The organism is Pseudomonas viridiflava, from assembly GCF_900184295.1.
Taxonomy (GTDB): domain Bacteria; phylum Pseudomonadota; class Gammaproteobacteria; order Pseudomonadales; family Pseudomonadaceae; genus Aquipseudomonas; species Aquipseudomonas viridiflava.
In genome coordinates this window covers 4902611-4917616 of record NZ_LT855380.1, presented here as the reverse complement: position 1 = coordinate 4917616, position 15006 = coordinate 4902611, and the positions used below count along the sequence as shown (strand labels likewise).

10 protein-coding genes are annotated in these 15006 nt (G+C 50.1%); 6 read left to right on the top strand and 4 right to left on the bottom strand.

The window, feature by feature from the left end; genetic code table 11:
* Positions 1-215 precede the first annotated feature (215 nt).
* The 6 genes from CFBP1590_RS22115 (at position 216) to tnpC (ending at position 11322) form a co-directional block, all read left to right on the top strand.
* Positions 216-1115, top strand: coding sequence for a glycosyltransferase family 2 protein (locus CFBP1590_RS22115; protein WP_088236452.1), 900 nt, complete (start codon positions 216-218; stop codon positions 1113-1115).
* 272 nt (positions 1116-1387) lie between these two features.
* On the top strand, positions 1388-2794 hold the full coding sequence (locus CFBP1590_RS22110; RefSeq protein ID WP_088235925.1) for a rhamnan synthesis F family protein: 1407 nt from the start codon (positions 1388-1390) through the stop codon (positions 2792-2794).
* Positions 2795-3366: 572 nt separating this feature from the next.
* Entirely contained in the window at positions 3367-5418 is a 2052-nt protein-coding gene (locus CFBP1590_RS22105) for a glycosyltransferase family 2 protein (protein WP_088235924.1), read from the top strand.
* A 1486-nt stretch (positions 5419-6904) separates the two neighbouring features.
* Positions 6905-8779, top strand: a complete 1875-nt coding sequence (locus tag CFBP1590_RS22100; protein ID WP_088235923.1) for a hypothetical protein — start codon at positions 6905-6907, stop codon at positions 8777-8779.
* A 653-nt stretch (positions 8780-9432) separates the two neighbouring features.
* Complete coding sequence (gene tnpB, locus CFBP1590_RS22095; protein ID WP_004883347.1) at positions 9433-9792, top strand: IS66 family insertion sequence element accessory protein TnpB; 360 nt, start codon at positions 9433-9435, stop codon at positions 9790-9792.
* 18 nt (positions 9793-9810) lie between these two features.
* Positions 9811-11322 (top strand): IS66 family transposase, encoded by a 1512-nt coding sequence (gene tnpC, locus CFBP1590_RS22090; RefSeq protein ID WP_088235922.1) that lies wholly within the window; start codon positions 9811-9813, stop codon positions 11320-11322.
* 274 nt (positions 11323-11596) lie between these two features.
* Here the strand turns inward: tnpC and CFBP1590_RS22085 are convergent, their stop codons facing one another.
* From CFBP1590_RS22085 to CFBP1590_RS22070, 4 genes are read right to left on the bottom strand one after another with little or no spacing between them, the layout of a single operon-like run.
* On the bottom strand, positions 11597-11998 hold the full coding sequence (locus CFBP1590_RS22085) for a GtrA family protein (protein WP_029241340.1): 402 nt from the start codon (positions 11996-11998) through the stop codon (positions 11597-11599).
* Positions 11999-12005: 7 nt separating this feature from the next.
* Positions 12006-12956 (bottom strand): WxcM-like domain-containing protein, encoded by a 951-nt coding sequence (locus CFBP1590_RS28305; protein ID WP_088235921.1) that lies wholly within the window; start codon positions 12954-12956, stop codon positions 12006-12008.
* Positions 12943-13893 (bottom strand): glycosyltransferase family 2 protein, encoded by a 951-nt coding sequence (locus tag CFBP1590_RS22075; RefSeq protein ID WP_029241338.1) that lies wholly within the window; start codon positions 13891-13893, stop codon positions 12943-12945. Before CFBP1590_RS22075 ends, CFBP1590_RS28305 begins: the two co-directional genes overlap by 14 nt.
* The gene (locus CFBP1590_RS22070) at positions 13890-14999 is read right to left on the bottom strand and encodes a DegT/DnrJ/EryC1/StrS family aminotransferase (protein ID WP_029241337.1); all 1110 of its coding nucleotides are present in this window, start codon (positions 14997-14999) and stop codon (positions 13890-13892) included. Before CFBP1590_RS22070 ends, CFBP1590_RS22075 begins: the two co-directional genes overlap by 4 nt.
* Positions 15000-15006: the final 7 nt, after the last annotated feature.

Genomic DNA, 15006 nt, shown 5'->3' with positions numbered 1-15006 from the left:
CGGATCTGAATGATGAAACTTCGATCAGTGGTGCCTTTGGCGTTAAGGTAATGGCTGACTAGCGTTCATCCAAAGCGTAATATTCTCTGCTTTTGCAAGTGAAGATTTTCTTGAGCAGCCAGTTTAACGAGAAAGGCATGATCAGAGAGGCGAGCCCGGTGGAGGGACAGGACCTCACCAAGGCTACTGCGCGCCAGCCACATGTTGCGATCCTGATGTGCACCTACAATGGTGAGGCCTATCTCAAGGGGCAACTGGACTCCTTCCACGATCAGACTTTCTCGGACTGGACGCTTTACGTCTCAGACGATGCATCGACAGACGAAACCCGGAACATTCTGCTTGATTACCAGCATCGTTGGGGCTCCGATCGCTTGATCATTTTCGACGGCCCGTGCAACGGGTTCGCTGAGAACTTCATTTCCCTGGTTCGCCGTCCGGAACTCAAAGGTGACTACTTTGCCTTTAGCGATCAGGACGACATCTGGTTCAACGACAAGCTGACACGCAGTGTCGGTCGCCTCGAATCGCTCAGCGGAAAGAAGCCGGCACTCTATTGCTCCACCACCCGACTGGTCGACGCTGACCTGAATGTGATCGGCGTGTCGAAGCTCTTCACCAGGCCCCCGTCCTTTCAAAATGCGCTGGTCCAGAGTATCGCGGGTGCCAACACGATGTTGATCAACCGAGCTGCCCGTCATTTACTCCTGCAACTGCCTGACAGAGCCCCCTTGATCGCCCATGACTGGCTGGCCTACCTTTTGGTCACAGGTTGTGGCGGCAAGGTGATCTACGAGGCTGAGCCGACCCTGGATTATCGTCAGCACAGTGGCAATCTGATCGGGGCCAACGCAAGTTCCAGAGACAGGCTGATCAGGCTGCGCAAGATGTTGTCCGGACGTTTTGTCAAATGGAACGATGCCAACATGATCGTTCTGAAAAAGATGGAGCAAATGCTGACTGAGGAAAATCGGCATGTCCTTGCCCATTTTGACCACGGTCGACAGCAGCGCTTTTTCAAACGCATGCAGATGCTCCGCAAAGCTGGAATTTACAGGCAGACACCGCAGGGCAATCTGAGCCTGCTGCTGGCTGCGTGCCTGGGCAAGATCTAGCGGTGCCACTGTCGACGCCACGTATCGAGGGCGACGTTACGCTGGTTCTCAGTAGTGTTTCGACGGTATCGTGCAGGTCGCGCTTGTTGTAGCTGGCCAAGTGCAGCAGAATAATCCTTAGCTGCAGTCGTTGACTATCCGTATCAGGCATCGATGGCTAACCGGCTTTGGTGCGGCGCGAATGTTCCACTGTAAGGGAATACTTGAAGGCCTCAAGACATGGCCTTAAGCACGAAAATGTTCTGGAATTTCAATAATATTTGAGTATCACTATGAAGTCCCTTCCTGCAGATTTTTCTGAGTCTGATTACCTTCGTTTGAATCCTGATGTTGCGGCTGCGGGATTGGATGCAACCCATCACTATCTCGAATTCGGCCATGCTGAGGGACGGAGTTATAAAGATGATGGACAAGATAAAGATTATTTAATCAGTACTGGAATATTTGATCCTGAGTTCTATTTAAGTGAATATTCTGATGTGTCAGAAGCAGGCCTTGACCCTTACGAGCATTTTTTGAATAGCGGATGCGCTGAAGGTCGATGGGCAAGCGTATTTTTTCGAAGTGATTGGTATATGGATCGTTACCCGAGCGCGAAAAGATATGCAGGAAATAGCTTGTTTCACTATGCTGAAGTCGGCAGTAAACTCGGTTATGAGCCTAATCCTTTTTTTGAGTCTGCATACTATCTCCAGAAGTATAAAAAACAACTTAATGGTAAGGAGCCATTAGCACATTTCATTGAGCATGGTGCTGATGGCTTCAATCCGTCGCCCAGATTTGATGCGCGCGCGTATATTGATGAAACCGGATGCTCAGGTAATCCACTGAAGCATTACCTTGAAGACGGTATGCAGGCAGGTGTTCCCTTGCACAGGGCTGAGCCACTGAAATGGGGTGAGCAAGTAGAATCCGCGTTTTTGAGGGTGGTAAAGTGCTCCGATCCAGTCAAAAGAGTGGCATTGCTTATTACCCATAGTCGAGATGGGACCATAAAGCCGCACGTGCACTATTATGCAAGCCAGCTGGTGTCAGGTGGCTCATCTGTTTTTCTGATCGTTGCGTCTGATTTCGGATGCGTTGCTGTGCCAGAAGGATTGCATGACATTTGCTCCAATATCGTTGTCCGCCAGAATGTGGGATACGATTTTGCGGCTTGGGCTCATGTCATGAAAGCGTTCTCTTGGATTTATGATTGCACCGAGATTATTCTGACCAACGACAGCATTATTGGGCCCGTTGGCATGACAGGTTCGGATCTCATGGAAGTCGTCAGATCAGACCCTGCTGATATAGTAGGGCTGATCGAGAACCATGAGCATGCGGATCATCTTCAGAGCTTCTTCCTGGTGTTGGGGGAACGGGCTATAAAAGCTGAAGGTTTTAAAGAATTTTGGATGGCCGTTGTCAATCATAATGATAAGAGTAAAGTCATACGGGATTACGAGATTACATTTACTCAGCGCATGAGTGCGCTTGGTTTAAATGTGGCTTGTGTGTTTGAAAAGATAGGTATGACCAATGCGACGATATTCAAATGGGAGCAGTTACTTGAAGAGGGGTTTCCATTTTTAAAGTTTGAAGTGGTTAGAAATGCCACCGCAGAAACCCTAAAACTCATCAAGTCTAGGCTGCTTAAAATGTCGTTTGATACCTCGTTGATACCTGAGCTTGGTTGATGTTCAGCAGCCACGGTTCGGCCGTGGCTGTTGATTTCTCACACTACCGGAATCGGAATGCACGTTCCGGCTCGAGCCACGAGCGAATGAGCTAAGGGGCTTGGGCTTGATTGGAATCTGCGTCAGAAATCATTAGTAAGTAGCACTGAACGTCAAATGAGTAAGATGTCCTGAACTCTGTGGGCTTCTGGGGCAGGCGCTTGAGCCAGCCTGGATTTACTTAAAGGTCTGGTGCTTTTGAACTGGGCAGCGCCGAAAGGCTGACTAATCCCTGACTGGACAATGGTCAAAGTGTCAGAAAACCTTAGTATTTGTCGATCCACCGTAGCCAGAAGAATTCCTTGAGCTCCCTATATGGGTGTGTCAGGCAGTTGCCCTAGCGTGACGCACATATATTACGTTTTTTTGACGAGCCCCCAGCGATGTAGCAATCCAAAATGCTATCAGAAAACTTAACGCTCAAAGGCAAGTCGTGTAGTATACAAAATGTTGATTGGAGCGCGAGTCGTTGGTTTGCCAAAAGCGCCAGGAAGTGCGGTCGAAGGAATGTAAATTTATGAGGTTATTGGGTCATGCTTAAGCGTCTCCGCGAAGAAAACTCCCTTCAAAAAAGACAATCTGCTGGAGCGATTGAAAAGCTGCAGCAGGAAATCGCGTACAGAGAAGCCGCGTCACAGAAGGCATTGATTGAGCGAGATACCCACATTCATAATCTCAACCTGACGATTATGGCGCTGCAAGGCTCTACCAGCTGGAAAATCACATCGCCGCTCAGAAAGCTGGTCGCTGCCGTACGGCGTGTCGTACGTGGTGGTCAATCTGTGGAGATCACATCAGAGCAAAACACTCCACCAGAACTGATAAGTTTTGATACCGCTGGCTTGGTGCATGTGGCACCTAATGAAGAGGGTGGATTGTCCTACACGCAATGGGTCGAACAATTCGATACTATTAGCGATATCGACCGCTTGGGCATGTATGAGGAAATGGGCACGTGGGCGCTCAAACCGCTACTGTCTATTGTTATGCCTGTCTACAATCCGCCGATCGAAATGCTCAGAGAAGCCATCGAAAGTGTAAAAAATCAGATATATTTCAATTGGGAGCTGTGCATCGCTGATGACGCCTCAACCGATCACAGAGTCCGCTTGTTTCTCGATCAATGTGCCAAAGCGGACCATCGGATAAAAGTTACTTATCGTGAAGAAAACGGACATATTTCAAAAGCGAGCAATTCGGCACTTGATATTGCCGTAGGCGAATTTATCGTTTTGATGGATAACGATGATACGCTGCCTGAGCATGCATTGTTCTGGGTGACTAAGACGATCAATAAGCATCCAGACGCAGCGATCATCTATTCAGACGAAGACAAGATAGACGAGCAAGGTGTGCGGTCAGGACCTTATTTCAAAACTGACTGGAATCCTTACCTTTTCCGCTCGCACAACATGATATGCCATTTGGGTGTTTATCGCAGAGCGCTGGTGGAGAGCGTCGGAAGATTTCGTTTGGGCATGGAAGGTGCGCAAGATTACGATCTCGCGCTTCGTTGTTCAGAGCAAGCTGACCCGGCTCAGATTATACATATTCCGCGTATTCTTTATCATTGGCGCATGCACGCTGGAAGTACAGCGATGTCCGGTGATGAGAAACCCTATGCTCAAAATGCTGGCCAAAAAGCACTTGATGAACATTTAAAAAGATCCGGTATCGCGGGCCGTGCAGAGCTGCTCGACTTCGGTATGTACCGCGTCCATTACGATCTGCCAGCACGTAAACCGCTTGTCAGCCTGATCATACCCACGCGTAATGCCTATGCGCTGGTAAAACAGTGTATTGAAAGTATTCGTCATAAGACGCTGTATCCCAATTACGAAATAATTTTGGTCGATAACGGTTCCGACGATCCTCAATCGCTGCATTATTTTGACCTGCTGTCCAAACTTAAAGGCATCACCGTTATTCGTGATGACGGTGAGTTTAATTACTCGGCGATCAACAATAATGCGGTCGAGCATGCAAACGGTGAACTCGTCGGCCTGATCAACAATGACATTGAAGTCATCAGCCCTGAATGGCTGGATGAAATGGTCTCACTTGCACTGCAGCCGAATGCAGGAGCGATTGGCGCCAGGTTATGGTACCCCGATGACCGCCTGCAGCATGGTGGCGTTGTCATGGGGCCGCTGACATTGGCCGGACACGCCCATAAAATGCTGCCTAGAGGGCACCATGGTTACTTTGGCCGAGCTTCTTTGATCCAAGGAATGTCAGCGGTAACTGCAGCGTGTCTTATCGTTAAGAAATCTATTTTTCAAAAGGTAGGTGGGCTGAACGAAAACGATCTCAAAATTGCGTTTAACGATGTAGACCTTTGTTTGAAGATCATGGACGCTGGTTATCAGAATATCTGGACACCCAATGCAGATCTTTACCACCACGAGTCGGCGACCCGAGGGCTTGAGGATACACCGGAAAAGGTCAAGCGTTTTATAAGTGAAGTCGTATATATGCAAACCAAGTGGAAAGATATAATACAAAATGATCCTTTTTATAATCCCAATCTGACCTTCGCAGCTGAAGATTTTTCAATAGCTTTTCCTCCGAGAGTCAACGATTGAGATCATGTTACGGAGTTGTGGTAAGAGGTTTGTAAACACTGCGTTTGAGATACTTACAACAACCCTAGTGCTGCGCTCCCGATCTTCTCAGGAGCCAGCACAAGTTTCATGCGTTTGGACCTATACTGAAAGTCGACCGTTATGTTTATACTAAAGACTGTCTGAAATTCATTCCGTAAACCTCCTTGGAGGCAAGCGGATATGATCACAGCTTTAACACAGTGACCAGTTATTGTAGCGGATACAGATCCTACGTGTTTTCTGAGCCTGCTGAACAACTGCTCTATAACGTTGCGTTTTTTGTACTGAGGCCCGTCAAGCAGCCGTGTTAGGTCGGGTCGAATAATGCGATGCATATCGCAGAGGAACTAAAAGCTGTATTCAGCTGCGGTCGCAGTATTGACACAGAATCTGACTTTCTCTTAGGCGTTATCGGCGAGCACATAACGGTGAAGCTTGGCGGACGACCTTTGCTGGCAACACAGCCGATCTGATTCAGTGACAAACATCTGACAATCATCGCGCTTTTGTCGCTCAGGTGAGGGGGGGTAATAGCTTAAATGATAAGCAAGCACTTAGGTGAGTTTCATATCTCCCTGTTATGACGGCCTTCATGAGAACTAGATAGTAACATTCTAGCTACAGCGGTTGTCAGAAAAAATAAATCAGTGGACCTATAAGGTTTTTTGGCGGGCTCGTCGTGTTAGAACGACGGCATATTAAATGCTCTTAATCAGCAGGTCAAAACTTAAGGACTGAAATTTAGCTTACTAAATGGGTAAAGTGATCGTGGACCTAAAGTAGAAATGGAAAGCAAAGACCTTGTCTACTGATTTAGCACGCCTAGAAAAAATCTTCCACCGAATATACCCCAAGCAGTTAAGCATGACGTCAGCGTAGCTCTGAATTCTGCAGATGTAGATTAAAATCTTCGGTCGCTCAGTGGTAGTTCAGAACGCGCTCTGTTGGCGAAAAGTGTGCAGTGCTCCCTCGCTGTCAGTATGCTTAGCAATAGTAGATGGTGGGGCTTGGTTATGTATTGATAAGATAGTGACCAGTAAAAAGGCATCCTGATTTAAGGTCAGAATGTTTTCAATATGGGTAACCCAGTTGGTAGTGTATAGCGTATTGAGTGCGCCCGGTGCACAGATAACTCATCATGGCCTATTGTCTGATCAGCCAGTTAGACGCTTAGCCAGGTAGGGTTTCAGCATATTGAGGTTTCCGAGGCGTGAGGTACACGGCCTGTCGATGTGAAAAATGCATTCGCTAGATCGGCTGTGTTTTCCTCGCTGCTGGAATCAGATGGGTAATCACGTCCACGCCTAAACACTGGGTGATATAGGTCCGCCACCTGCGAGCCGGACATTACCGGTGCGATTGGGGAGAAAACTTAACAAAAAATCTAGTTTATATCCTATCGCGATGGCAGAATGGCCATCGTTCAGGTAGGTGTGACACATTTAATTCAGGAGTGGGAGAAAAAATGAATCTGCAAGTCAGTATTCTGGAAAAAATGAACAGGATAGTAGTTTTCTTGCTAATTATTGTTCCAGTGATAAGTTTTGTTATCAATTTTGTTTCTTGGTTGCGATTCGGAGTCGATGTTCCACTCCTGGATGACATGAGGCAATACTCTCAGAATGCTGCCGGACGGATGGATTGGAGTTACATTACTACCCCTGCAAATGATACGTTGTATTCGGTAGGTTTAATATTTGATGCACTTGCTTTTAGGTTTTTAGACGGAAACTCAATAGCGTATCAAGCAATTTCAATGATTGCTGTTTTAGGCGGAATTCTTTATCTCCAATGGCGGCTGTTGGCGCTTTGCACCGATAATTATGTAACAAGGGCGATGGCGTTTGCTGCCACTATCTTTATGTTGCAGCCGGACTCCTACTGGGGTCTTCAGAATATGGCATTTCATCAGGCTGTGCCAGTGCTCTGCAGCTTGTTGATAGTGTATTTGGTGCTATCAAAATTAAACTATCGTTTCTCGAGTGTTTTAATTTTCCTTATAGCCACCGTTTCCGGTTTCACGTACACCAGTGGGGCGTTTGCAAATTTCTCCATACTTTCAGCTCTGATTATTCTAGTGGCCACGCTAGACTCGGAAAAAACGGCGCGCATAAAGTACTCCGCTATCGCCATGTTCATCCCTACATTGCTGTCTGTTGCAGCGCAATTATGGGTGTTAATATGGGTTCAGCATGGTACGCATCGACCAGATGCTCCTATGGCTTATCCATGGGAAAGCGACTTTTGGTATTTTATGCTCGGAAAAGTCGGTCGCTCGTTGATGCTCCCAATGGAGTTTCCAGAGCTATCCATGATAGTAAGTATCGGTGCTTTGGTTTTATCATCACTGGTGGCTGTTTTTGCGCTTTACGAAGCCGCCAAAAAAGAAGTCGGCTCTAGTCTTTGGAAGATATCCGTCGCCTATCTTTGTGTTTTTGGAGTGGTATCTTTATATCTGTGTATTATCACTGCGGGTCGAGCAAACCTCAGGCCTGAGAGTCTCAACCTCCCTAAGGATATATTTCTTTATGGTTTTGCACGGTTTCATTTTTTCTGGGCATGCGTTTTGTGGCCGTGGGTTGTGGCATTACTAGTTGAGCTGTTTTTGGTAAAAAAGTCGTCTGTTAACCATAGATTTATGTTGTCTGCAGTATCCGTGGTGCTGTTGTCTTCATTGGTTGTGAATTCAAAGATAATGGATCACCCAAGTTTCTATAGAACTACCAAGCAGATGCGACTGGATATTTTGAGTTGTCTTTCAAATGGCGTTTCGCGCGGGATACCATTTGAATGTCCATCCCTTCATCCCCGTTTGAATATGTTGAACGTATATTATACAAGTCTCGAGGCGGGTGCCTCTTACGCGATGTTGGTCGCCAGAGCTCAGATACCTCTGGGGTCCAATGATCCTCGCCCGCTATTCAGATTGACTGACGAAGCCGATAAAGTAATTTATCAAAACGCAACGCCCGAAAATAAAGGAGCGAAAGGAGTTCTTTTGGAAACTTCAGTAGATCCGATGATGATAGTAAACATTGGTGATGGCAATGCGTTGAAAGGATGTTGGGAGTTGCAGATCAATGGCTCTTATCATTTGGATGGCCAGAATTTTGGACAACTATTTTATAAACCATCTGGCTCAAATTCATTTTCAGAAGCGGATTCTCAGGGAAATATACTTCCTGCGGGAGACGGGGTTTTCTCAATCAACGCCCGCAGTAAAAAGGGCTTTGAAAACATGATTCGCTTCGATCCGGTTATCGGTGCGGGGTCTGTCTTGATTAAACAGCTTGAGGTCCGTTGCGTGCTTAAAGACCCTGGTGGCGTTCTGATGTACTAGCTTGGCTTGGTTTATACAAAGACCGCGCTTGGTAAGCGCTCTATAAAGCCCACCCAGCCAAAGGTGGGCGTTGCAGCTGCGAGCACGAGGCTTGCAGCTCGATGAAGGCAAGGCTTAGTCTTCCTCAGTTGAGGATGCCATCAGCAAATGCTCAAGCGCGTATAGCAGCCATGGATAGGGCCCTGGGATGTTACTTGGCAGGGCTGACCAAGCTTAACAGTAAATGATCCATGATCCCCACATTCCAAGCCCGTATCTGATCGCCACTGCTGCGCTCCCGATCTCTTTCAGAAGCCAGCCCCGCCATGATGGTACCCGACGCCAAAGTCGAAAAAGTGTACCTCTACCCCAAGGTCAACGAACAAGAGTCCTATACGTAGCTACGCCACGTATAGGTGCGGCTGCCTGAGGCTTCGTCGCTTGAAGATTATGAAGCCTTGCTGCAATGGAACTGCTCTCCAGAAATACCACGGTAAACCGTTAGTCCACTGTTAGGTAGGTGGGGTAACGGACCGCATACGCTTTACGGGGCGCCGGCGTTTTCACCTTCAGACGTGTCGCTGAACAACGTAACCGCTCCATGAACCCCACATTCAAAGCACTAAGCTAATGCCAAATGCTGGGCTCCCGATTCTCTCAGGAGCCCATCGACCATGATGCGACCCGACGCCAAAGTCGAAAAAGTGTACCTCTACCCCAAACCTGTGGACTTTCGAAAATCCATCGACGGACTGGCTGCTCTGGTCGAACTGGATATCAAGGTTGCCGTGTTCGACCCGGTACTTTTCGTTTTCCTCAACAAGCCGCGCAACCGAGTGAAAATCTTGTACTGGGAGCGCAACGGCTTCTGCCTTTGGCTCAAACGCCTGGAATCGGAGCGATTCAAAACATCGCCCGATGCCACCGACGAGGCCATTGTCCTGACCGTTCAGGAACTGAACTGGCTGCTCGACGGTTTTGACCTCTGGCGTAACCGTCCCCATCAGGTTTTGACGCCGCGCTTCGTGGCCTGATTCGGTATAATCCAGGGCATGAAATCCATGCCCGACAACCTTCCCGACGATCTCCAACTGCTCAAGCAAATGCTTGCGAAGATGCAGTCGCGGGTCGGTTTTCTCGAAGAAGAGAACGCATTGCTGCGCCAGCGCTTGTTCGGACGCAAGTCCGAGCAAACAGCCGATCCGGTCACGCCGCAGTTGGCGCTCTTCAACGAAGCCGAAAGCGTCGTCGAAGCTATCGACGAAAACGCTGAAGAAGAGGTTGTCGCCCCCGCCAAGCGCCGTGGCAAGCGCAAGCCACTGCCTGCCGATCTGCCGCGCATCGAAGTCATCCACGAACTTCCCGAGCATGAACTGACTTGCGTCTGCGGCTGCCGCAAACACGCCATTGGCGAGGAAGTCAGCGAGCAGCTTGAAATCGTGCCGATGCAGATCCGGGTCATCAAGCATGTTCGTAAAGTCTATGGCTGCCGCGACTGCGAAACGGCACCCGTCACAGCAGACAAGCCAGCTCAACTGATTGAAAAGAGCATGGCCAGCCCCAGCGTTCTGGCGATGTTGCTGACGACCAAATACGTTGACGGTTTACCGCTTCATCGATTTGAAAAAGTACTGGGCCGCCACGGCATTGATATCCCGCGCCAAACCTTGGCTCGCTGGGTGATCCAGTGCGGCGAACACTTCCAGCCGCTGCTGAATTTGATGCGTGACAGCCTATTGGCCAGCCGTGTCATCCATTGCGATGAAACGCGTGTGCAGGTATTGAAAGAGCCTGACCGTGAGCCAAGCAGCCAGTCGTGGATGTGGGTGCAAACCGGCGGCCCACCGGATAGGCCGGTAATCCTTTTTGACTACTCCACCAGCCGGGCGCAGGAGGTACCTACGCGCCTGCTTGAAGGCTATCGCGGTTACGTCATGACCGATGATTATGCCGGTTACAACGCAATAGGCGCTCAAGCTGGAGTTGAACGTTTAGGCTGCTGGGCTCATGCTCGACGCAAGTTTGTTGAAGCACAGAAAGTGCAGCCCAAAGGTAAAACGGGGCGTGCCGATATCGCGCTGAACCTGATCAACAAGCTGTATGGGATCGAACGCGACTTGAAGGCCAGCAGCGACGCTGATCGTAAAATCGGCCGTCACGAACATAGCCTGCCGATACTGGCTCAATTGAAAAGCTGGATCGAAAAGACGCAGCCACAGGTCACCGCTCAGAATGCCCTGGGCAAAGCCATTAGTTACCTCGCAAGTAACTGGAGCAAGCTGGAGCGATACGTCGAGGAAGGCTACCTGCCGCTCGACAATAACGCCGCTGAACGCGCTATCCGCCCCTTCGTGATCGGAAGAAAGAACTGGCTGTTTAGCGACACGCCCAAGGGCGCGACGGCCAGTGCTCAACTGTACAGCCTGGTCGAGACTGCCAAAGCCAACGGCCAGGAACCCTATGCGTGGCTGCGCCACGCACTTGAACGTTTGCCAACGGCGACATCGGTAGAGGATTACGAAGCCTTGCTGCCGTGGAACTGCGAACCTCGACTTCACAGCTAAGCGCTTTACCTATCTTTAGCCAAGTGAGGTTTATGGAGCGCTTACTGAACAACTAGTGCCGTCCGTTCACGGAAGGGGATTGATCGCGCGTGCCGCGCCGGTGGCGTTGTTGGTGTTAGTGTTATTCGAAAAGGAGCCTTGCTTAATGTACCGGTCAAATGTGGCCTTGTTACTTGCCAAAAAACTTAGTTTCGTGATCTTGGATTAATTAATTGCCGCGCACTCGTAGAGTCCAAGAGCAAAAGGAAAACAGTCTGACGCGAGCTCGGTGTTATCAGAGCGACTCTTTTTTTGCTGAGAAAGCAAGCTTTGAAAGAATAAAGGTTACAGGCAGCGTCAGTACAATTGCTACCAAGGGCGCCAATCTCGCATCGAGCTGGAATTTCTCAACCCAGCACCACAGAATAACCAAACTAAGACAGTATTGAACGATATATATCAATGGGAGCAAAATGACGGAACGCAGGCCTTGATGGCTCTTGAATACGAAGAATCGGTTCAAGGTATACGCCAGCAGGATGCCGGTCACATAGGAGATGGTGTAGCTGACGTTGTAAGAAAGAAACATCAGCAACACGAGATAAAGTCCGTAGGTCAAGGCGGTGTTGAAACCGCCTGACATCAGGAATCGGGCAAAGTCTTGCTTCAAGAATTTAGAGACAGCCTGATTCATCATCGAGTCGTTATTCGGCGTTTGCGATCAGTGATTTGAACTCGTCATAGTTACGAACGTAGTCGGCTGAATCGTAATAATGAGAGGCGAATACAAGCAACACGGCGTCCTGAGAATAGCGGTACTGAATGCCCCACGTCATGGGCGGCAGGTGAATACCTTTGTTTGGCTTGTCCAGAACAAACTCTTCTCGATTGACGCCATCGTCAGCAACGACATGAACCGAACCTTTGACCGCGATCAGAAACTGGTGGCACTGGAGATGCGCGTGCTCGCCTCGAGTCTCGGCTGTCGGCACGTCATAAACCAGAAAGTAACGCTCGGATTTGAATGGAATCGAGCGTTCAAACTCGCCCGCAGACAGGCTGCCACGGATGTCCGACACTTCGTTCATGGTGTGCAGGGTGACGTTTTTCACGGTTGTGGCGATTACGCCAGGCGAAGCCTTTTCAGCGCGCGCTTCGCTGTTTGCTGCAACCGGCTTGGCATCCACATAACCGATGATCTTGGCCGGGTTACCCACTACGATCGCATTAGGCGGCACTGATCGTGTTACTACGGCGCCAGCCCCGACCATCGCATTCATTCCGATGGTGATGCCTGGCAGGATGGTGCAGTTGGCTCCCAGAGAAGCACCTTTACGGATAATGGTGCGAGAAAAAGTCTGCGGATAGACCTTGCTGCGTGGGAAGAGGTCATTGGTGAAGGTAGCGTTCGGGCCGATGAAGACATCGTCTTCAATGGTAATACCGTCCCACACCTGTACACCGCATTTCAGCGTGACGCGACTACCGATGATGACATCGTTCTCGATGAACACGTTGTCGCAGACATTGCATTCACTTCCCAGCCGGGCACCCGGCAGGATATGAGCAAAAGCCCAGACACGTGAGTCCTTGCCTATGTTTTCCGACTCACACAAGGCGTGACTGTGAACAAAGAAATCCTTACCGCTGCTCATTCTTTTCTCCAAATCCCTCTACCCGCATGGGGATGGCCAAGGGTCTGTTCTTTGTATTTTCGTAAGTGCGCCACGCATAAGATCCAACGATCCCCAAACCCATGAGGTTCAGGCATCCCAGGAAGGTGATAGCCAGCATGATCATTGCGTAGCCTGGAACTTCGATCCTGCCTTCAAGTTTTGCAATGAGCGTGAAGACGCCAAAAACAGCGGCCAGCGCTGAGCCAGTTGCGCCGACTCGAGTCAGTATCCTGATGGGCATGTCCGTAAATGAGAACACGCTGTCCATCAGGTAATTGATCTTCTTGCGCAATGTCCAGGCTGAGGTGCCATGGACGCGCTCCTGCCGGGTGTAGGTCACTACTTCACGGCGATAGCCCATCCAGAAAATCTGTGCGATCAAGGAGCTGTGGCGCTCCTCAAGGGTCAGCAAGGTGTCCCTGAACGCCTTGTTGCAAGCGAACATGTCCACGCCGCCCGGTGGAATCTCCGGGATGACGTAGCGTCGGTAGAAGCCCCAGAATAGTTTTGAGGCCGTTCGTGTTGCCCAGGGGTCCTGGCGGCCTTCACGCACGCCGACCACGACATCGATATCGCCGCGGGTCAGAACCCTGTTCATTTCCAGAACCAGCTCCGGCGGCTCCTGGAGGTCAGCCGCCATGACGGCGTAACGCTCACCGGTACCATGCTGCAGGCCGGTACGAATCGCCATGAAAGAACCGAAGTTTCTCGACAGCAGGATCAGCTTTGAGGTGAAGGACTGCGAGGGCAATTGCTCCCGCAGAATCTCGTAACAGCGGTCAGGGCTGCCGTCCACCACAAACACCACTTCGAGTGCATGTTCAAGCTGCACATCCAGAGCCGTTACAGCAGCGAGCAGGTCTGGAAGATTGCTCTCGTTGCGATAAACGGGAATGACCAACGTCAGCAAAATCATTGCTCCTTGGAAAAATAAGCCTTCACAGCTTCGATGACACGCTCGACTTCTTCATCGGTCAGACCAGGGAAGCATGGTAGCGAGATGACGGTATCGCACGTACGCTCGGTTACGTCCAGAGCGACCGAGGTCGCCGCGTTGTAAGCCGGTTGTTTGTGGTCGGCAATCGGATAGTGAATGTCGGTGCTGACCTGCTTTTCCTTCAGGGCTGCTGCGAACGAAGCTCGATCTTCGACGCGCACCACATAAAGGTGTCCAACGTAATCATCTGCCACCGAACACGGCAACTGCATATCCAGGCCTGCAAACGCTTCGCTGTAGCGCTTGGCAATCGAACGACGTTGTTCGTTCCAAGTGTCCAGATGCGGCAATTTGATACGCAGGATTGCAGCCTGCATTTCGTCAAGGCGACTGTTACGGCCACCAGGGATGGCAACGCGGTATTTCTGATCCCAGCCGTATTGGCGGAGCTGACGGATGCGGGCGGCGAGTTGGTCGTCGCTGGTTACCACGGCACCGCCATCACCTAGTGCACCCAGATTCTTGGTCGGATAGAAGCTGAAGCATGCGATGGTGCCAAAGCTGCCTGCCTGTTTGCCGTTACGACGAGCGCCGTGAGATTGCGCGCAATCCTCAAGGACCGGGATGCCCGCAGCCGAAGCGATCTGAACGATTTCTTCAATGTTCGCAAGCTGGCCGTACAGGTGCGTAACGATGATGACCGATGGTTTGGACGCGGTAATTACAGCGGACAGCGACTGGCTGCAAAGCGTAAGGGTCTTCGGATCAACGTCCGCGTAGACAGGCTCTGCGCCTACTGCATGGATAGCGGTGCTGCCGTAGAAACCAGCGTTTGCGACCGCAACGACCTGATCACCCTTGGATACACCCAGTCCTCTGAGTGCCAGTTCGAGCGCATCGGAGCCGTTGGCTACACTGATGCAGTTCGAGACGCCGACGTAAGCCGCGAACTCTTCCTCAAACAGCTTTACTTCGTTACCCAGTACGTACCAGTGGCTATCCAGAACGGATTTCAGCGGGGTGACGAAATCTAAGCCAGCATTGGCCGCTGTGGCAGAGAAAAGAGGAACAGTGTTTAAGTTCATGGATAGG